Genomic DNA, 17,993 nt, shown 5'->3' with positions numbered 1-17,993 from the left:
GGGGTCGCACCCCGCGGGTGCGACCCGGACCTCGTCCGTGTGTCCTACTGGGGGTCCGGCCCCACGGCCACGGGCCGCTCCGGGTCCGACGACCACTCCGACCACGACCCCACGTACAGCGCCGCCGGGATGCCGGCCACCGCCAGCGCCAGCACCTCGTGGGCGGCGGAGACGCCCGAGCCGCAGTACACGCCGACCTCGCCGCCGTCGGCCACCCCCAAGTCCTTGAAACGGGAACGGAGTTCCTCGGCCGGCCGGAACCTGCCGTCCGCCAGCACGTTGTCCGCCGTCGGCGCCGACACCGCGCCCGGGATGTGGCCGCCGACCGGGTCGATCGGCTCGACCTCGCCCCGGTACCGCTCCCCCGCCCGGGCGTCGAACAGCACCCCGGACCGGGCCAGTGCGGCGGCCCCGTCCGCGTCCAGCAGCCCCACCGCGCCCGGCGCCGGCGTGAAGTCGCCCTCCTCGGGCACCGGGACGTCCGCGGACAGCGGCCCCTGCCAGGCGCCCAGCCCCCCGTCGAGGACCCGCACGTCCGGGTGACCCGTCCACCGCAGCAGCCACCAGGCGCGGGCGGCGGCCCACCCCTGCCCGCCGTCGTACACGACGACCGGCCGGCCCGACGACACGCCCGCCCGGCGCATCGCGGCACCGAACTCCGCCACGTCCGGCAGGGGATGCCGGCCGTGCGCACCGGGCGCGGAGGCGAGTTCCCGGTCGAGGTCGACGAAGACGGCACCGGGGATGTGCCCCGCCGCGTGCTCGGCCCGGCCGTCGAAGGGCGGCGCCCCGGCCGCCTTCGCCGTGCTCAACTGCCAGCGGACGTCGAGCAGGACGGGCGGGTTCGCGCCCGCGAGCTCGTTCGTGAGGTCGGATGCGGAGATGATGGCGTTCATGGCCCCATCCTGGCGTACCGAGTGGCCGACGGGTCGATGTCCCGCTACTCTGCCCGCCGGACAGTACCGATCACGAGGCGTACGGATTCGGGCACATGCTGTACTGCCCGGGCCGCCGGGGCGCATCCCGGGGCAGACGGGACACCGGGTCCGGGGCGGCATCGGCACGAGGGGCCGCACGAGGGGCCGACGGAGCGCAAGCGGACGCACGGCCCGCGGAGGGCCGAGAAGAGAGTGACGATGACCGAGGCACGGGGCCCGGCCGGCCGCGGCGGCGAGACGCACGGCCGGCGCGCACCCGGCACGCCCTGCTGGGTGAGCCTGATGGTGCACGGGCCGGCCGCGACCCAGGAGTTCTACGGAGCGCTGTTCGGCTGGGAGTTCCGGCCCGGACCGCAGCAACTGGGCCCGTACGCGCGGGCCCTGCTCGACGGCCGTGAGGTGGCGGGCATCGGCCGGCTCCCCGCGGACCGGCAACTGCCCATCGCCTGGACCCCGTACCTCGCGTCCGACGACGTGAACCGGACGGCCGAAACGGTACGGCTGTGCGGCGGCACGGTCGGCGTGGGCCCGCTCGACGCGGCCGAGGCCGGGCGCATGGCCATCTGCTCCGACCCGTCGGGCGCCGTCTTCGGCGTCTGGCAGGCCGCGGCGCACCTCGGCACGGCGGTCACCGGCGAGCCGGGCACGCCCGCGTGGAACGAGCTCACGACCTTCGAGACGGCGAGCGTCGCCAAGTTCTACCAGACGGTGTTCGGCTTCGAGCTGGAGCCGTCGGCCACCGCCGGCCTCGACCACGTGACCCTCCGCCTCGACGGCCGCCCGGTCGCCGGCATCCACGGCACCGGCGACGCCCTGGCCCGCGAGCGCGGACCGCACTGGACGACGTACTTCGAGGTGGCCGACGTCGAACGGTCCCTGGAACGGCTGACCGGCCTGGGTGGGCACGTCCTCGAGCCGGCCCGGGACACGCCCCACGGCCGCGTGGCGCGGGTGGCGGATCCGGAGGGGGCGCGGTTCTCGCTGGTGCGGAGCCCGTGACGACGGGCCGGGGCCGTCGGGCGGGGCGGCGCGTTCGGCGAGGGTGAGACGTGCCGTCTCTCCGCCCCCGTGCCGTCCGGCCGGGAGAGGGTCCCTCAGCCCGTCGCCAGGACCGTCCGGCCGTCACCTCCCTCCCAGCCGTCGCGGGTGCGCCAGATGACTTCGACTGTGAAGACGTCACGAATGGAGCCGACGGACCATGGCTCGGCGGGCGGTTCGCAGAGGACGAGGTACAGACGGTCGGCCTTGCTCGGCAGGGCGTGGTCGATCTCCAGGAGCCGGGCCGCACCCGCACGGAGGTCGGAGTGGGACGTCCGGCCGGCGCCGAGGACCTCGTAGAGGTGCAGGCCCGTGTCGGTGACACAGCTGACGTCGACGATCGCGGAGTTCTCGGGCTGCCGGTCCGCGCGCAGGAGCGCCGCCATCAGTTCGAACCGCACGGCTTCGTGCGTCTTGCAGGTGCGGTCGGCGGCGACAGTCGCTTCCAGGTGCCGTAGCAGGGCCGTGGCCGGATCGGCTGTCTGCGAGGTGGTGGGGGTCATGGTGTCGGGCTCCTTCGGCGCGTTCTGCCGGGGCTGCTCGTGCGGTCGGGACGGTTCGGGGGTGTCGGTGGGGCTCTGCGGCTCGGACTGGGGCGGGGGACCCGCTTCCTCTGCGGAGAGCCGCTGCCGCAGGGTCTCCCGCGCTGCGGCCAGAGCCTTTGGCCAGCCGCTCCCCGCCAGCTCCGAACGGAACGCCTCGGGTGTGAAGGTGCCCGACTTCAGCGCGTGGTTGGTACTCACGCAGAGGTGCAGCAACCGGTTCAGCGCCGGCTTGTCGGGACGCCCGAGGACACGCCACACGTCCACCCAGTCACGCTGGTTGAGTTTGATGCAGCGGTTGGCCATTCCCTTGAGCTCCGAGAGGCGGGACCGGACGTCGTCCGGGATCTCACCCGACGTCAGTTCGTCGACGACTGCCACCGCGTGGAGGTAGCGCTCCAGCATGGTGGGCGAGATGGGCAGACGGCCGGAGTCGTCCGCCGTGACGAACGTGATGTTCGCGGAGTGGCGCAGGACCCACGTGTCCAACTCCGTTCCGACGGCAGGCGGCGCGGCACCGTCCCGCACCGCCAGGAAGAGCGGGCGGTCCATGGTGACGTCGACGGGTTCGACCCGGTACATGCCGCGGTTGAGAGAGACCACCCGTACCCGCAGGTCGGTCCCGACCTGCGGGACGCCCTCCCCTGCCGTCTCGGTGCCGGGGCGGGGGCCGGTCTCGGTCGGCCGGTGGTCGTCGGCGCCCGTCAGCGCGGGGAAGCAGCTGGGCCCGGCCGGCTCCAGGGTGCCCGTCAAGAACGTCGCCAAGGTCGTACCGGTGGTGGGTGTCCTCATCGGCGCCGGCATGAACTCCGCGGTCCTCAGCAGGGTGGCCACCGAGGCCCAGCGGTACTGCCAGACCCGGTTCCTGTGCGACAAGTACGGACTGCCGCTGCCGGCCGCGCTGGTGACCGATCAGGACGGCACTCCACAGACCGATGCCACGTAAGTGATGGTCGCTACGGTATCGCCGGGGCGTGCGGTATCCATGGGGTGGCGGACTCGCCGTCGAACGGCAGCGGTTGGGCGAAGCGAGTACGGCTTCAGGCGCCGAGCGGTTCGCCCGGGCCGGCCCGGCGGCACCTCGGCCGCCGAGGAGATCGCCACCACCACGCCGGACGCCCGGGTGGTCAAGGCGTTCAACACCACCCTCGCCGGACCGCCGGCCACCGGTGACGGGGACGGCCGCTGGACGTCTTCGTCGCGGGGGACGACGAAGGCGACCGTCTCCGAACTCGTCGCCTCCGAGGACCGCGCCCCCTGGTCGCGGGAGAGACGACACGATCCTGGAGCCGGTCAGGGCTTCCTGACCGGAACGCGCGGCCCCGGCGGCCCTTTTGCCGGGCCGCCTGCCCGTCAGTGGGTGTCGGTGCGCTTCTCGAGGCGGGTACCGTCACGAAGAGTGATCGACATCAGGTCACTGGGGGCGTCCAGTTCCAGGCGGTGCCAGCGACCGCGGGGGACGATCGCGGCGGTGCCCGCCCGCAACCGCACCATGTCCTCAACCCCGCCGGGTGTGTCGGGACGGAAGTAGAGGCGGACACCGCCGGTCAGGCAGCACACCGCCTCCTCGGCCTCCGAGTGCATCTCCCAGTGGTCGGCGTGCACGTCGGCGTCGGTCTCCACGTGAAACGTGGCGATCTGCCAGGCACCGGAGCCGCTGCTCGTCATCCGCCGCTCGGCGGCCCGGACGTCGCCGTCGGGGTGGAAGTGCAGCGCCGAGGCGAACAGGTCGACGGTGGTGGTCGTCATGACGGAGTTCCTTCCAGCCGGTTCTGTGCGGGGGCGATGGACCGCGGGGCGGGAGTGCCGGTTCGGCGGCGCGGCAGTACGCCGATCGCCACGACTGCCGCGAGCACGAAGACGGCCGCGGCGACGGCCAGGCCCAGGGCGTAGCCGTCGTTGAGCGAGGCGGGGTCGGCGGCCGTGCCGGTGCGGTGCGCTGCGACGGTGGCCAGGGCGGCCAGGCCGAGGGAACCGCCGAGCTGGCGGGAGCTGTTCATCAGGCCGGACGCCATGCCGGCCTCACGCGGGGCGACGCCGGTGGTCGCGGCGGCGGCGACCGGGGCCAGGACCAGCCCGGCGCCGACACTGGTGACGAGGGACGGGCCGAGCACGTCGGCGAGGAAGCTGCCGTCGGGGCTGATGAGGGCGAACCAGGCCAGGCCCGCGGCGGCCAGCAGGGCGCCGGACACCAGGGACACGCGGGGGGTGCGGGACGCGGTGACGCGGGTCGCGACGACGGTTCCCGCGACCAGGCCGACGGAGAAGGGCAGGAACGCGGTGCCGGTCGCCGCGGCCCCCATGCCCAGGACCTGCTGCATGTACAGGGACACGAAGTAGAACGCCGTGAACTGCCCGGCCGCGGCCAGGAACACCAGCACGTTCGCGCCGGCGACCCAGCGGCTGCGCAGCAGGCCGAGGCGCAGCAGGGGCGCGGCGGCCCTCGCCTCGGCGAGGACGAAGGCGGCGAGCAGCACGGCCGCCGCAGCGAGGGTCGCCCAGGTGACCGAGGAGTTCCAGCCCAGGGTGTCGGTGCGGACGACACCGAGCACCAGCAGCCCCACTCCCCCTGTCGCCAGGATGGCGCCCGGCGCGTCCAGCCTCTCGCGCCGGGCGGGCGATGCCTCCGCGGGCACCCCCGTGAGGACCAGCGCGAAAGCCACCGCGACGATGGGCAGGTTGATCAGCATGACCCAGCGCCAGCCCGCGTACTCGGTCAGCAGTCCACCCGCCAGTACGCCCAGCGCGCCGCCCGCGGCGTTCACCGCGCTCCACACGCCCAGCGCGCGGACGCGTGAGGGGCCTTCGGCGAAGGTGGTGGTGAGCATCGCCAGCGCGGCCGGCGCGGCTGCGGCGGCGCCCAGGCCCTGCCCGGCGCGGGCGGCGACCAGGTGCCAGGGGTCCTGCGCCAGCCCGCCCACCAGCGAGCACAGCCCGAAGACCGCCAGCCCCAGCACGAACATCCGGCGCCGACCGTACAGGTCGCAGGCGCGGCCACCCAGCAGCAGGAACCCGCCGAACGTGAGCGCGTACACGTGCACGACCCACGACAGGTCCAGCGGCGCGAATCCCAGCGCCGTGCGGATCGCGGGTAACGCGACGTTGACCACGGACATGTCCAGGGCGACGGCGAACTGGGCGACGGCTGCCGTCGCGAGCACCACTTCAGGCCTGCCCCGAGAGTTTTTATACATGTAAGAAAACTTAACGCCGGGGTTCGCCGTTGTCGACACCTGGGGAATGATGGAGGGCATGCCGCAACCGTCCGCACCGCGCAGAACCCCGGGCCGACCTCCCCGCATCTCCCGCGAGGAGATCATCGGTACGGCCCGCCGGATCGTGGAGGAGGGAGGTGTGGACAGGCTGACCATGCGGCGGCTGGCCATGGAGGTCGGCAGCACGCCGATGGCGCTCTACCACCACGTCCGTGACAAGGAGGAACTGCTCGTCCTCCTGTTGGACGACTACGCCGCCCGGACCCTGCGCCGGCCGGAACTGCCCGCCGACCCCCGCGAACGGGTCGTCGTGGCCGCCACCGCGATCCACGAGGCGCTCGCCGCCTGCTCCTGGATCGTGGAGGTGCTGACCGCCGACGACCTGCTGTCCACGAGCGCGCTGTGGTTCGTCGAGCAGATCGTCGACGGCCTGGGCGAGTGCGGCCTCTCCCTCGACCGGGCCGTGCACGGCTACCGTGCGATCTGGTACTACACCGCCGGAGAGATCGTGGTCAGGACGACATCGGCCCGACGGCGCGCGGATGCCGACCGTGTGACCTACCGGGAGCAGGTCTTCGCCGGTCTCGACCCGGGCGAGCTGCCCCGACTGGCGCAGGCCGCGGACCGCTGGGCGCCGCTGACCGCCGAGGACACCTACCAGGACGGGCTCCGGGCCCTGGTGGACGGCCTCCTCCTCAGCCGCTGACGACGCGCCACCGACGGTGTGCCCGGCCGTCGACGCCACGTGAGTGGGGGCCGACGGCCCTGTGACGCGGCCTCTGCGGAGCCTCTCATTTTTGCGGGCGTGTCCCGTGCTGATCGAGGAGTCCGGCGTTCCCCGCACCGGCCGGCCCTCGACCGGCCACGCCGTCAGACGGTGACCCGTACCGTCTCCACCCAGTCAGGGGGCCGCGGCGCGCCGTCGCCGATCAGGGCCGCGACGAGGCGGCAGGACGGGATCTCGGCGGGCCAGGGTGTGAAGCCGTCGGTGAGGACGACGACGATGGACGGGCGCTCCCGTGCCGCGAGCGCGGCCTCGATGCCGACGCGCAGGTCGGTGCCGCCTCCGCCGCCGAGGGTGATCTGCTCGGTGGACGTCACGCGGGAGACGGCGTGCACGTCGGCGTCGCAGGCAAGGACGGTGACGCGGTTGCCGCGTACGCCGACCTCGCGCAGGACGCCCGTCACCTCGCCCAGGGCGGCCGCGAGTTCCGCGTCGCCCATCGAGCCCGAGGTGTCGACGACGACGGCCACCCGGGGCAGCGGACGGCGCAGGCTCGGCAGGACGACACCGCGCAGCGCCGGGGTGCGGCGCGACGGGCGGCGGTAGGTGTAGTCGACGGCCCCGCCGGCCCACGCGGCGGCCTCCCGGACCGCGCCGGACAGCGCCTGCCGCCAGTCCACCGTGGGTTCCAGGACCTCCTCGGCCCAGCGCTGCCAGCCCGCGGGCAGGGTGCCGCGGCCACGCTGGTGCGCGCGCATCGCCTCGGCGGTGTGCCGGCGCAGTGCCCGGGCCTCGGCCTCGCCGAGCGGGGCCGGGCCGTCGGACGCCGGCAGTTCCCAGGGGGCCGGGTGGCCGTGGGCGCCGGAGCCGCAGTCCCGCTCCTGGACGTGCGGGGGCAGTCCTTCCAGGTACACCTCGAACAGTTGCCCGTCGGGCAGGCCGAAGAGACGGGGTTCGACGCGCCCCGCGGGCAGGCGCAGCCCGTCGGCGAGGAGGTCGTCGTTGATCTCGCAGTCCTGGGCGACGTTGACGCGGTACCGGTCGCGCCGGCCGGCGGCGGGGAGCCGGCCGGCGCGGCCGTGGTGGTCGCGCAGCAGATGCGCGGCCTCGTGCACCCAGACGCCCGCGAGTTCCTCCACGGGCGTGGCGTCGACGAAGGCGGGTGACACGTAGCAGCGCCAGTGCCGGTCCACTCCCATCGTCCCCACGTCGGCGCAGGGCACGACGGTCAGGGCGTACAGGGCCGACGCCAGGTAGGGCCGGTCGCGGGCCGCCCGGTAGCGGGCGGCGAGCAGTTTGGTCGTGTCCAGGCCCTCGCGGGACGGCCTCATGCCCGTGGACCTCACCGGCTGCCGGGCAGGGCCCCGGACATCCGCAGCAGGTCCAGGAACCCGTCGATGCCGGGAGGCACCGGCCAGTCCAGGTGCCGCATCGCCGCCAGGTCGGTGGCGGCCCGGGCGGCCACGTCCGGAACGCCCGCGTCCACGGCCTTGGCCAGAACCGTCCAGCCGGCCTCCCAGCGGGGCCGGGTGAGTTCGCTCTGGATGGCGGCGACCACCGCGATGAGGAAGGCCAGTTGCCGGTCGCCGCGGTCGGGCAGGGCGAAGGCGTCGGGGTCGGCGAGGACCCGCTCGGGATCCGGCAGGTCGAGGTGCTCCAGGTACGACAGCAGTTCGATGCCCGCACCGTCCCCGACCGCACCGGTGAGCGCGGCGGCCGTCGCCTCGCGCCCGGCGCCGGTCGCGTAGCCCGTCGCCAGCAGGCGCAGCGCCATCTCCCAGGTCCGCGGGGACGGCCACGACCGGCCCCGGCTCTCGGCGTCGGCGGGAATGTGGTGGACCAGGCCCGGGCGGGCGGTGAGGAACCCGGAGACGGCGCCGCGAGCCCGTGCGACGGCACCGGGCACCCTGGCCGGATCGACCAGGGGTACGGCCGCCTCGGGCCAGGTGCCGGCCATGCCGCGGGCGACCGTGGCGGGGTCGTGGGTCCAGTGGAGGTGGACGAAGCGGTTGGCGAGGGGCGGGCTGAGGTGCCAGCCGTCGGCCGCGCTGGACGGCGGGTTGGCGGCGGCGACGATGCGTACCGCGTCGGGCAGGACGAGGCTGCCGACCCGGCGTTCGAGGACGACCCGCAGCAGCGCCGCCTGCACGGCCGGCGGCGCGGAGGACAGTTCGTCGAAGAAGAGCAGGCCCTGGCCGGCGCGCTTGAGCCGCACCGCCCAGTCGGGCGGCGCCATCGGCACACCGGTCGCGGCCGGGTCCTCACCGACGACCGGCAGTCCGGCGAAGTCCGACGGCTCGTGCACGCTGGCGATGACCGTCTCCAGGGGCAGGCCCAGCCCGGCCGCGAGCTGCTCCAGAGCGGCCGACTTGCCGATGCCCGGTTCGCCCCACAGCAGCACGGGCTGATTCGCCGTCACGGCCAGGGACAGCGCCTCCAGCTGAGGGTTGGAGGCGGGCTCGGTGCGCCGGGTGCGCAGCCGGGCGACGAGGTCGTCGGCGGCGGCCAGTGGGGCCGGCCCAGTGCCGGGTGCGGTGCTCAACGGTCCTCGCCCTCGTTGTCGTACTCGTCCTTCCGGTCCATCATCCTGTCCCACATCCCGGCGCCGGTGCCCGGATGCTCCTCCCGCACCCGTTCCGCCAAGAAGGCCAGGTCGGAACGCTTGTACCGGCGGACGACCTGGGCCAGCGAGTACTCCGCGTCGTCGACCACGTCGATGCGCGCACCGGCCGCGAGGAGCGCCTCGACCAGGGCGCGGGAACCCCCGTCGTTGACCGCCGTGAACAGCGGTGTGCGGTCCCGGTTGTCCCGGGCCTCGAGGTCGAGTCCCTCCTCGAGCAGCCGCGGCAGGAGCATCTCGTGGTCGACCAGGTGCAGTACGTGCAGCAGGCTGCGCCGGGAGGCGTCGCGCACCCGTGGGTCCACGCCCGCGTCCAGGAGTGCGAGCACGCCGTGGGTGTCGCCGTGCTGGGCGCGCAGGAACAGGTCCCGCATCTGCGCGCGCAGGGCCCTCGGCAGGCGGCCGCTGCCCGACGCCCAGGTCTGCTGCACGGCGAAACACCCGGCGACGGCCCCGCCGAACGCGCGCAGGGCCCGCTCGCGCTGCTGCTCCTCGTCGCTGTGCGGCATGCGGAGCAGCCCGCCCGCGCGGAAGCCGACCTCGTGCCACTCGCCGCGGCAGCGGACCCGGACAGGTGCGGGGGCGTCGGGACCGGGCGGGCCGGCGATCCCCTCGGGAACCCGGAGGGCGGGGAACAGCGCCTCGCGGACCAGCGGATGCAGGTGTTCCGGCTCGACTCCGCCGACGCGCAGCAGGTCGAGGTCGGGGAGCCTGCGCCACAGCGCCTCGGGCAGGAAGGGCATGCCCTCGGCGTCCTTCCGGTCGACGACGCGCAGCAGCAGCCCGGAGCCCTGGGCGGCCGGTTGCAGCAGGAGGTGCGTCCTCCAGCCGACGGCGACGAGGAAGCGGTCCCCCACACCCTCGTCCGCCAGGCGGCGTACCTCGGGTACCAGTCGGGTGTGCGCGAGTGCGAGCCAGCCGAGGGCGGGTCCCAGGTCGGACCGGTACCGTGCGAGCGCGGGCGGCGGGGACAGGTCTGCCTCGACGCCGGCCGCGGCGAAGGCGTCGAGGAGCGCGCCCCGCTGGTGCAGCAGGGTGGTCCATTCGGCGCGCGCCGCCGCGTCGGCGGGGCCGGGGTCCGCCGTGGGCAGCTCCTCCGCCGTGCGGGGCCTGCCGTCCGGGTGGAGGAACGGCGGCCGGTCGCTGCCGCCGCACCGCTCGCGCAGTTCCCCGGCGCGGCGCGCGTCCCAGAGGTGCCGGGCGTGACGCCAGTCCTCGGTCCTCCGGCCGAAGACGCCGGCGGCCTTCTCGTCCTCGACCGTCCCGAAACGCAGGGTGACGCGCTGCGGGCCCTGCAGCATCGGGGGCGTGGTGACGTGGAGGTAGGGGGTGGCCAGGCGTCGTTCGGCCGGTGCCACCGGTCGGTAACGGGCGAGGACCACGGTCCGGTCGGTGTCGAGCGTGGTCCAGCCGCCCCGGACGCGCGGCAGGTGCCAGCGCAGCAGGTCGGGGGCCAGGTGGCGCAGGTCGTCCGCCAGGGCCTCGGCCACCTCGTGGCCGCAGTGCTCGACGACCTCCGCCAGGTCGATGTCGACGTCCGCACCGGCCGCCGCGCAGGCCCCCCGCCAGTCGCCGGCCGAGCGGCGCTCGGTCGCGCGCTCGATCATCGTCCGGGGCACCGCGTAGCGGCGGATCCGCCGCCAGCTCGCCGCTTCCTCCGGCGGGAACCACGGGAGTCCGGGGCGTGCGCTCAACGGTAGACACTTCCTATCGCGCTCAGGTCGGGGTGGGCCCCTCCGGCGGGCCGCAGACGCCGGGTCAGGGACCGCTTCACCCTGCGGGGCAGTCCGGGGCCCAGACCGACGTACTCCAGCGGTGAGCCGTCCGGCACGGCCGCCAGCAGGGACTTCGCGCCGCGCCCGGTGAGTCCGGTGTGGCGCAGCTCCAGACGGCGCAGCGGGCTGCCACCGAGGGCGGCGGCCAGGGCGCGGGCGCCTTCGTCGCCGGTGGCGTTGGCGGGGGCGCCGAGGCTCCGCTCCGACGGCGGCCGGCCGAGGTCGAGCGCCTCGATGCCGTCCAGGGCGCCGGCGAGGGCGCGCGCCCCGGCGGGGCCGATGCCGTTGCCGCCCAGACCGAGCCGCACCGGCCGTCCGGGGTCGGCCGCGGCCGCGAGGACGGCGGCCCCCTCGTCGCCGAGGTGGTTGGCGGGCAGGTACAGCTCGCGCACGCCCGCGTCGCGGATCAGCGCCGCCAGCAGTCCGGCGGCGTCGGCGGTCAGGCCGTTCCCGCCGAGGAAGAGGCGTTCCACCGGGTTCGGGCGGCCGGCGAGGGCGTCGAGCAGCGCGCGCAGGCCGGTGGTGGTGAGGCCGCTGTTGACCAGGTCGAGGGTGCGCAGCGTGGTGTTGCGGCGGAGCATCGCGGCGAGGGCGAGGGCACCGTCGTCGCCCACCGGATTGCGCTTCAGCCACAGGGCGCGCACGGTCGCGTCCGCCGACAGCGCGTCGGCGAGCGCGCCGACGCCGTCCGGGCCGATGCGGTTGCAGCCGAGGTAGAGCGTGTGCAGGCCGTGGCCGCCGGCGAGCGCGCGGGCGACCGTCGACGCCCCCTCGTCGCCGATGGAGTCGGTGCCGAGCAGGATGTGCCGGGCGTGCGGCGAGCCGGCGGCGACGGGCATCAGGCGGGCGGCGCCGGCCGCTCCGAGTCCCTGCTTGCACAGGTCGACTCGGCCGTCGGCGCGCAGGGTGCCGAGCGGGAAGGTCTCGTCGCCCTCCACCGCTCGCGCCGACCTCAGCCGGGCCAGGAGCGGGTCCAGGCCGGCGGGGTCGGCGCTCGGGATGTCCGGGTGCTCGATCGCCGGGCAGCGCATGGGTGTCGGCTGCGTCATCACCACTCCACCGGTCCGTCGCCGGTGCCCGGTGCGCCGAGGGCGGCACCGCCCTCCGCCCGCCCGGGACGGACCGACGCCAATCGACATTCCTCCACGACAAGGGTGGCAAGGCCGGTCGGATTCGAACCGACGTCCTCCAGCTTGATGCGTGGGCGCGACGACCTCTGCGCTACGGCCTTGCCGCCGGAGATCATATCCTCGTTCGCTCGTACGGTGATCGTTCGTTCGGTAGGGCGACCGTGTCGTGGCTCCTCACCAAGTCGGCGTGTCCGGCGCGTGGTTCAGCGGCCGCGCCGGTGCAGCCTCAGGTCGGTGACCACAGGACGGTGGTCCGAGGCGTCGGTGGCCACCTCCCGGGCGCCCACCACGGTGACGTCGGGCGAGACGGTGACCAGGTCGATGCGCTTGACCGGGTCGACGGCCGGGTAGGTCGCCCCGCCGCCGGGGGCCGCGTCCCGCAACTTCTGCCACAGCGGGGCCAGTTCCGGGGCCGTGGGCTCGGCGTTGAAGTCGCCGACGAGGATCTTCGGTCCGCGGTCGGCCGACAGCACCTTCAGCATGTCCGACACCTGGGCCGCCCGGACCGTGGGGTCGGCCCGGTAGTCGAGGTGCGTGACGTAGACGTGCGCGTGCGAGCCCTTCACGTCGACCGTCACCTCGGCGAAGCCGGGCCCCGGGGCCGGCACCGGTTCGGAGGTCTGGGTGGAGAGCCGGGTGATCTCGTGGTTCTCCGCCGCGAGGATCGGATGGCGGCTCAGGACGGCGACGCCGTACTGCCGGCGTTCGTCTTCCGGGCCAACCGGGTCCAGGTCGTAGATCGGCGCGAAGTACGCCCGCATGCCCAGTTTCCCGGCCAGCGCGCGGGCCTCGTCGACGAAGTCGCTGCGCGCTCCCCAGTGCACGTCGACCTCCTGGAGGCCGATCACGTCGGCCCGCAGCGCGCGTACGGCCTCGGCGGTGCGGTCCAGGTCGAAGACCTGGTCGGTGCCCGCTCCGGCGTGGATGTTGTAGGTGGCCACCCGCAACGGCACCGCCGGGGCCCGGGACCCGGGGGTGCCCCCGTCCAGGGCGGACGCCGGTGCCGCCACGGCCAGCAGGGCGGTGGCGAGGACGGCGGCGCGGACCCGGTGGGCGCGGAGGGCGCGGACGCCGCGGAGGGCGCGGACGGGACGTCGGAAGCGGGACTTCATGCCTTCTCCGATCACGTGGAAGCGGGACGGAAACAGTGACGCCCACCGCCTGACGGCACGTCAACCCCACCCGGCGTCGGGCGGCTCAGGCGTCGGGCGGCGGCAGGGCCCGGAGCAGCGCTTCGAGCGCCGCCCGGTAGGCGTGTTCCGCCGGCGTGGCGTAGCCGACGACCAGACCGTCGCCGGCCGGCACGGCGGCCCGCGGATGGCGGAACCCGGCGAGGCCGTCCAGCGCGACCCCCTGCCAGGAGGCGGCCTTGACCGCGGACGCCTCGGTGCCGGGCGGCAGCCGGAGCACCGCGTGCAGGCCCGCCGCGATGCCGGTGACCGTGATGTGCGGGGTCCGTTCGGCGAGGGCGGTGACGAGCAGGTCGCGGCGACGCCGGTAACGCTGCCGCATGCGGCGGATGTGACGGTCGTACTGTCCGGAGTCGATGAGGTCGGCGAGCGTCAGCTGGTCGAGGACGCTCGCCCATGCCTCCCGCTCGCCCTTGGCCGCGAGCACGCCGTCGACGAGGTGCTCGGGCAGGACCATCCAGCCGATCCGCACGGCCGGGGACAGACTCTTGCTGACCGAGCCGAGGTGGACGACCCGTTCGGGATCCAGGCCCTGCAGGGCGCCGACGGGCTCGCGGTCGTAGCGGAACTCCCCGTCGTAGTCGTCCTCGAGGACCAGGCCGCCGCTGGTGCGGGCCCAGTCGACGACCGCCGCACGCCGGGCCGGGTGCAGCGGGCCGCCCGTCGGGAACTGGTGCGCGGGGGTGAGCAGCACGCCGCGCAGCCGTGGCTGCGTGGCCAGTTCGCCGACCCGTGCCCCTCCGGCGTCCAGGGCCAGCGGCACCGTGCGCACGCCCGAGCCCTCCAGGATCTCGCGGTGGAAGCCGAGCCCGTACGACTCCACGGCGAAGGGACCCCGCAGCACCCCGCCGCCCGCGCCGCGCGAGCCCGCGAACAGCAGCCGCAGCGCGTGGGCGAAGCCGGAGCACACCACGATCCGCTCCGGGTCGGCGCGCACCCCTCGGGCCCGCGCCAGATAACCGGCGAGCGCGCGGCGCAGCTCGACGCGGCCTCGCGGGTCGCCGGGCCCGAAGACCTCGTCGGGTGCGGCGCCCAGCGCCCGCCGGGCAGCGGCGAGCCAGGCCGTACGGGGGAAGGAGGCGGCCTCCGGGGTGCCCTGGCGCAGGTCGTGGGCGGGGGCGGCGGGCCGTCCGGGGGCGGGCTTCGGTGTCCGGGGGCGCGCGGGCGGCGCGGCGCGTTCCGCCACCCGGGTCCCGGAGCCCTGCCGTGCGGTCAGCCAGCCCTCGGCGACCAGTTCGGCGTAGGCGTCGGCGACGGTGTTGCGGGCCAGGCCCAGGTCCGCGGCGAGCGAGCGGTAGGGCGGCAGCAGGGTGCCCGGCGCCAGCCGGCCCTCACGCACCGCGTCCCGCAGGGCGCGGATGAGCACGGCACGGCGACCACCCGGTCCGGACAGGTCCAGGTGCAGGTCGCTGCCGATGCGCTCCGCCGAATTGACCCATGATTCCGCCATGGGAATGCACCTTAATCGAGGTCTTTCCCGACCGTAGGTTCGTGGTCATGACGAACAGCACGCACCTCCGGGCCGCCGCCCCCACGACCACTCGGGGCCCCGTCCCGCGCCTCGACTTCGCCGAGGCCGCCCCCCGGGCGTTCAAGGCCCTCATCGGCTTCGACGCCGCCGCCCGGGAGGGCATCGACCCGGCCCTGGTCGAGCTGATCCAGATCCGTGCCTCGCTCCTCAACGGCTGTGCCTACTGCCTCCACATGCACACCTCCGACGCCCGCAAGGCCGGCGAGGACGAGGCCCGGCTGCACATGATCGGCGTGTGGCGCGAGGCCCGGAACTTCTTCACGGAGAAGGAGCAGGCCGCCCTCGCCCTGACCGAGGCCGTCACGCTCGTCTCCCAGGGGGGCGTCCCCGACGACGTGTACGCGCGGGCCACCCGTCACTTCGACGAGACGGAACTGGCCCGCGTCCTCGCCCTGATCTTCACCATCAACACCTGGAACCGCATCGCCCTGAGCACCGGCAAGGTCGCGGGCGAGGACGAGCGGGCGGCCCGCTGATGGCCACGCCGGAGACGGCGGCCGCCGGGACCCGCGAGCGAGGCGCGGGGGCGGGCACTGCGACCCTCATCCTGAAGTCCGGCGCCCCCACGGCGGGCGTCGTCCCGACGGCGTCGGTGGCTCCCCACCTCCCCCGCGGGCCCGCCCGCCGACCCGCCGGGGCCGTTCAGGCGGAGCCCACCGGCAGCACGTCCGGCGACAGCGCCCCTGCCCGGGCCGTCGCGCTGGTCATCCGCCTGCGGTGGTGGCGCCGGCACAGCACCTCGTAGCCGATCTCGTCGGGCTGGTGGGCGACATCGCCCACCATGACCTGCTCGCCCTCGACCACCATCACGCCGCCCACCGTGCGCGCGTTGTGCGTGGCCCGGGCGCCGCACCAGCACAGCGCCTCGACCTGCAACGTCTCGACCCGGTCGGCGAGTTCGATCAGCCGCTGCGAGCCGGGGAAGAGCCGGGTGCGGAAGTCGGTGGTGATGCCGAAGGCGTAGACGTCCATCTCCAGGTCGTCCACGACGCGGGCCAGCTGGTCGGCCTGCTCGGGAGCCAGGAACTGTGCCTCGTCCGCGATGACGTAGTCGATCCGGCCGCCCCGCTGGAGCCGGTCCACCACATGTCCGTACAGGTCGAACCCGGGACCCGCCTCCACCGCGTCGGTCACCAGCCCCAGGCGCGACGACAGCTTGCCCTCACCGGCCCGGTCGTCACGGGTGAAGATCAGCCCTTCCAGCCCCCGGGCGGAACGATTGTGCGCGATTTGGAGTGCCAGGGTGGACTTCCCGCAGTCCATCGTTCCGGAGAAGAACACCAGCTCGGGCATGGGAGGTCGAGCACCTTTCGGCGAGGGGGGAGGGGTCCGGACGTGCGGGCGGGGAGTCAGGAGCGTACTTCGAGCAGGGGGACGAGCTGCTCGGCGGGAGTCATCGAGCCGTGGTTGCCGACTATCGCCGACTCCCTGGGCTCCCGCTCGGAGGCGATGAGCAGGACGTCGTCGCGCGCGGCGGCCACCACGTCGCCGATGCGGCCGTACACCCGGTCGTCGACGCGCGGACCGAACCAGCCGGCCTCGACGGCCTCGTCGCGCGAGGCCACCCAGAACTGCTCCCCGAGCACCTCGCGCCAGCAGGTCAGCACGTCGTTGTGGGCGCCGGGGACGGCGTACACGTGCCGGGCGCGGCCCTCGCCGCCGAGGAGGGCGACGCCCGCCTTCAGCTCCCAGTCCTCGTCGAAGTCGATGCGGTGGTCCTCGTCGAAGGGGACGTCGATCATGCCGTGGTCGGCGGTGACGTAGAGGGCGCTGCGCGGCGGCAGCTGCTCGGCCAGGCGCTGGGCCAGCCGGTCCACGTGCATCAGCTGGCCGCGCCAGGTGTCGGAGTCCACGCCGTAGCGGTGGCCGGCGCCGTCGACCTCGGCGTAGTAGGTGTAGACGAGGGCGCGGTCGGCCCCGGCCAGCTGCTCGGCCGCGAGGTCCATGCGGTCCTCGCCGGAGAGCCGGCCGTGGAAGGCGCCGCCGCTGAGGGCGATCTTGGTCAGCGGGGTGTTGGCGAAGGTCGGGGAGGAGACCTGGGCGGCGTGCACGCCCGCCTGCTGGGCGAGGCCGAAGACGGTCGGGTACGGCTGCCAGGCGGCCGGCGGGGTCCAGGGCTGCCAGCGCAGCTGGTTCATCAGCGCGCCGGTGTCCGGATTGCGCACGGTGTATCCGGGCAGGCCGTGGGCGCCCGGCGGCAGGCCGGTGCCGACGGAGGCGAGGGAGGTGGCGGTGGTCGCCGGGTAGCCGGCGGTGATCGGGCGGCCGGTGCCACCGCGCGAGCTGCCGAGCAGGGAGCTCAGGAAGGGGGCCTCGTCCGGGTGGGCACGCAGCTGCTCCCAGCCGAGGCCGTCGATCAGGAAGACACAGTTCCGGTCGGCGGGGGTCAGTTCCGTGATCCCCGCGGTCATGCCGGGGACGCCGAGGCCGGCGGCCAGCGTGGGCAGCAGGTCGGCGAGGGAACCGCTCCCGTACTCGGGCACGGGGGCGGAGTCGAGGGGCAGCGGTTCCGGGTGGGTGTCCCAGGTGGCGTGCTGCGCCATCAGCGGGGGGAGTCCGCGGTCGCCTCGGAGAGGGCCTGGGCGAAGGCGAGCGCCTGGCGCACCGTCTCCGGGCCGTCCCCGGCCTCGCTGACGCGCAGGCTCAGGTCGTCGGCCGTCGAGCTGCCGGTGTAGCCGTGGTCGGCCTCGCAGTTCGGGTCGCCGCAGGCGGCCGGCTCCAGGTCGAGCCGGGAGACGGCGCCCCAGCCGATGGTCAGCACGATCTCGCGGGGCAGGGTGCCCGGCTTGTACTTCTCGGGGTTGGCGACCACGCGGCTGACGACGATGGACGAGATCCGGCCGAGCTTGACCGACTCCGTGGACGTCGTGGCGTAGGGCGTCGGGGAGGTGTCGTCGGCGGCCTGCTCGTCGGTGTGGCTGACGATGAAGCGGTTGCCCGTGAGCACCAGCACGGTCACGTGCCGGCGCACCTCGTTCTGGTCGAACGTGGTCTCCTGGTGGACCAGGTACGACCGGATGGGCTCGCCGCCCACGGCGGCCTCCACCGCCTCGGCCACGAGGGCCGGGTAGTAGCCGCTGCGTTCGATCGCCGCTCGCAGCCCCTGGGTCGTCGTACTGGTCTTGGCCATGCCGTCCATCCTACGGGGGCCCACTGACTGCGCGGGACGCCCGTGCGACGGCCACCGGGTCCACCTAGGCCCTGTCGTCGAACTCCCGTCTGCCTGGAGACGCCAGGACCTAGGGTCTGTCGTTTGGATCAGGCCGGCTGTGACGGACGGCGCGTCCCGG

17 protein-coding genes and 1 pseudogene are annotated in these 17,993 nt (G+C 74.6%); 4 read left to right on the top strand and 14 right to left on the bottom strand.

Annotated features, from left to right (window positions below; genetic code table 11):
• Positions 1–44: 44 nt before the first annotated feature.
• Positions 45–896, bottom strand: a complete 852-nt coding sequence (locus tag ACFWJB_RS17790; RefSeq protein ID WP_386923199.1) for a sulfurtransferase — start codon at positions 894–896, stop codon at positions 45–47.
• Between the two features lie 240 nt (positions 897–1,136).
• Here ACFWJB_RS17790 and ACFWJB_RS17785 point away from each other — a divergent pair, with 240 nt between their 5' ends.
• A complete protein-coding gene (locus tag ACFWJB_RS17785) occupies positions 1,137–1,937 on the top strand; it encodes a VOC family protein (protein WP_386923197.1) in 801 nt (266 codons plus the stop codon).
• A 95-nt stretch (positions 1,938–2,032) separates the two neighbouring features.
• Here the strand turns inward: ACFWJB_RS17785 and ACFWJB_RS17780 are convergent, their stop codons facing one another.
• Entirely contained in the window at positions 2,033–3,271 is a 1,239-nt protein-coding gene (locus tag ACFWJB_RS17780; RefSeq protein WP_386923195.1) for a hypothetical protein, read from the bottom strand.
• On the opposite strand from ACFWJB_RS17780, the gene ACFWJB_RS17775 reads away from it, so the two are divergent.
• On the top strand, positions 3,261–3,464 hold the full coding sequence (locus ACFWJB_RS17775; RefSeq protein ID WP_386923193.1) for a hypothetical protein: 204 nt from the start codon (positions 3,261–3,263) through the stop codon (positions 3,462–3,464). The two genes, ACFWJB_RS17780 and ACFWJB_RS17775, sit on opposite strands and share 11 nt — an antisense overlap.
• Positions 3,465–3,871: 407 nt before the next feature.
• Here the strand turns inward: ACFWJB_RS17775 and ACFWJB_RS17770 are convergent, their stop codons facing one another.
• Both ACFWJB_RS17770 and ACFWJB_RS17765 read right to left on the bottom strand, forming a co-directional pair.
• Positions 3,872–4,267, bottom strand: coding sequence for a cupin (locus tag ACFWJB_RS17770; RefSeq protein WP_386923191.1), 396 nt, complete (start codon positions 4,265–4,267; stop codon positions 3,872–3,874).
• Positions 4,264–5,712, bottom strand: coding sequence for an MFS transporter (locus tag ACFWJB_RS17765; RefSeq protein ID WP_386923189.1), 1,449 nt, complete (start codon positions 5,710–5,712; stop codon positions 4,264–4,266). The genes ACFWJB_RS17770 and ACFWJB_RS17765 overlap by 4 nt, the downstream gene beginning before the upstream one ends.
• Positions 5,713–5,770: 58 nt before the next feature.
• Here ACFWJB_RS17765 and ACFWJB_RS17760 point away from each other — a divergent pair, with 58 nt between their 5' ends.
• Complete coding sequence (locus ACFWJB_RS17760) at positions 5,771–6,439, top strand: TetR/AcrR family transcriptional regulator (RefSeq protein ID WP_386923187.1); 669 nt, start codon at positions 5,771–5,773, stop codon at positions 6,437–6,439.
• A 164-nt stretch (positions 6,440–6,603) separates the two neighbouring features.
• Here the strand turns inward: ACFWJB_RS17760 and ACFWJB_RS17755 are convergent, their stop codons facing one another.
• From ACFWJB_RS17755 to ACFWJB_RS17725, 7 genes and pseudogenes are all read right to left on the bottom strand, one after another.
• Entirely contained in the window at positions 6,604–7,788 is a 1,185-nt protein-coding gene (locus ACFWJB_RS17755; protein WP_386923185.1) for a VWA-like domain-containing protein, read from the bottom strand.
• Between the two features lie 11 nt (positions 7,789–7,799).
• The gene (locus ACFWJB_RS17750) at positions 7,800–8,999 is read right to left on the bottom strand and encodes an AAA family ATPase (RefSeq protein ID WP_385471242.1); all 1,200 of its coding nucleotides are present in this window, start codon (positions 8,997–8,999) and stop codon (positions 7,800–7,802) included.
• The gene (locus ACFWJB_RS17745) at positions 8,996–10,771 is read right to left on the bottom strand and encodes an ankyrin repeat domain-containing protein (RefSeq protein WP_386923183.1); all 1,776 of its coding nucleotides are present in this window, start codon (positions 10,769–10,771) and stop codon (positions 8,996–8,998) included. Before ACFWJB_RS17745 ends, ACFWJB_RS17750 begins: the two co-directional genes overlap by 4 nt.
• Complete coding sequence (locus ACFWJB_RS17740) at positions 10,768–11,901, bottom strand: gala protein (protein WP_386923181.1); 1,134 nt, start codon at positions 11,899–11,901, stop codon at positions 10,768–10,770. Before ACFWJB_RS17740 ends, ACFWJB_RS17745 begins: the two co-directional genes overlap by 4 nt.
• A gap of 106 nt (positions 11,902–12,007) precedes the next feature.
• Positions 12,008–12,083: pseudogene (locus tag ACFWJB_RS17735) on the bottom strand.
• A 102-nt stretch (positions 12,084–12,185) separates the two neighbouring features.
• Positions 12,186–13,094: an endonuclease/exonuclease/phosphatase family protein gene (locus ACFWJB_RS17730; RefSeq protein WP_386923179.1), complete on the bottom strand. Its 909-nt coding sequence runs from the start codon at positions 13,092–13,094 to the stop codon at positions 12,186–12,188.
• Between the two features lie 85 nt (positions 13,095–13,179).
• A complete protein-coding gene (locus tag ACFWJB_RS17725; RefSeq protein WP_385471231.1) occupies positions 13,180–14,622 on the bottom strand; it encodes a PLP-dependent aminotransferase family protein in 1,443 nt (480 codons plus the stop codon).
• Positions 14,623–14,669: 47 nt separating this feature from the next.
• Here ACFWJB_RS17725 and ACFWJB_RS17720 point away from each other — a divergent pair, with 47 nt between their 5' ends.
• Positions 14,670–15,179: a carboxymuconolactone decarboxylase family protein gene (locus tag ACFWJB_RS17720; protein WP_385471229.1), complete on the top strand. Its 510-nt coding sequence runs from the start codon at positions 14,670–14,672 to the stop codon at positions 15,177–15,179.
• 166 nt (positions 15,180–15,345) lie between these two features.
• Here ACFWJB_RS17720 and ACFWJB_RS17715 read toward each other — a convergent pair whose 3' ends face one another.
• Genes ACFWJB_RS17715 through ACFWJB_RS17705 form a run of 3 tightly spaced genes read right to left on the bottom strand, consistent with a single transcriptional unit; the run spans position 15,346 to position 17,833 of the window.
• Entirely contained in the window at positions 15,346–15,996 is a 651-nt protein-coding gene (locus tag ACFWJB_RS17715) for a thymidine kinase (RefSeq protein ID WP_385471226.1), read from the bottom strand.
• A 56-nt stretch (positions 15,997–16,052) separates the two neighbouring features.
• Positions 16,053–17,246, bottom strand: a complete 1,194-nt coding sequence (locus ACFWJB_RS17710; RefSeq protein WP_386923176.1) for an alkaline phosphatase family protein — start codon at positions 17,244–17,246, stop codon at positions 16,053–16,055.
• A complete protein-coding gene (locus ACFWJB_RS17705; protein WP_239763714.1) occupies positions 17,246–17,833 on the bottom strand; it encodes a DUF5998 family protein in 588 nt (195 codons plus the stop codon). The genes ACFWJB_RS17710 and ACFWJB_RS17705 overlap by 1 nt, the downstream gene beginning before the upstream one ends.
• Positions 17,834–17,993: the final 160 nt, after the last annotated feature.

This window comes from Streptomyces sp. NPDC127100, assembly GCF_042724095.1.
In the GTDB taxonomy this organism is placed as follows: Bacteria; Actinomycetota; Actinomycetes; order Streptomycetales; family Streptomycetaceae; genus Streptomyces.
Note: the sequence above shows the minus strand (reverse complement) of the source record. Positions and strands in the feature narration are given on the sequence as shown.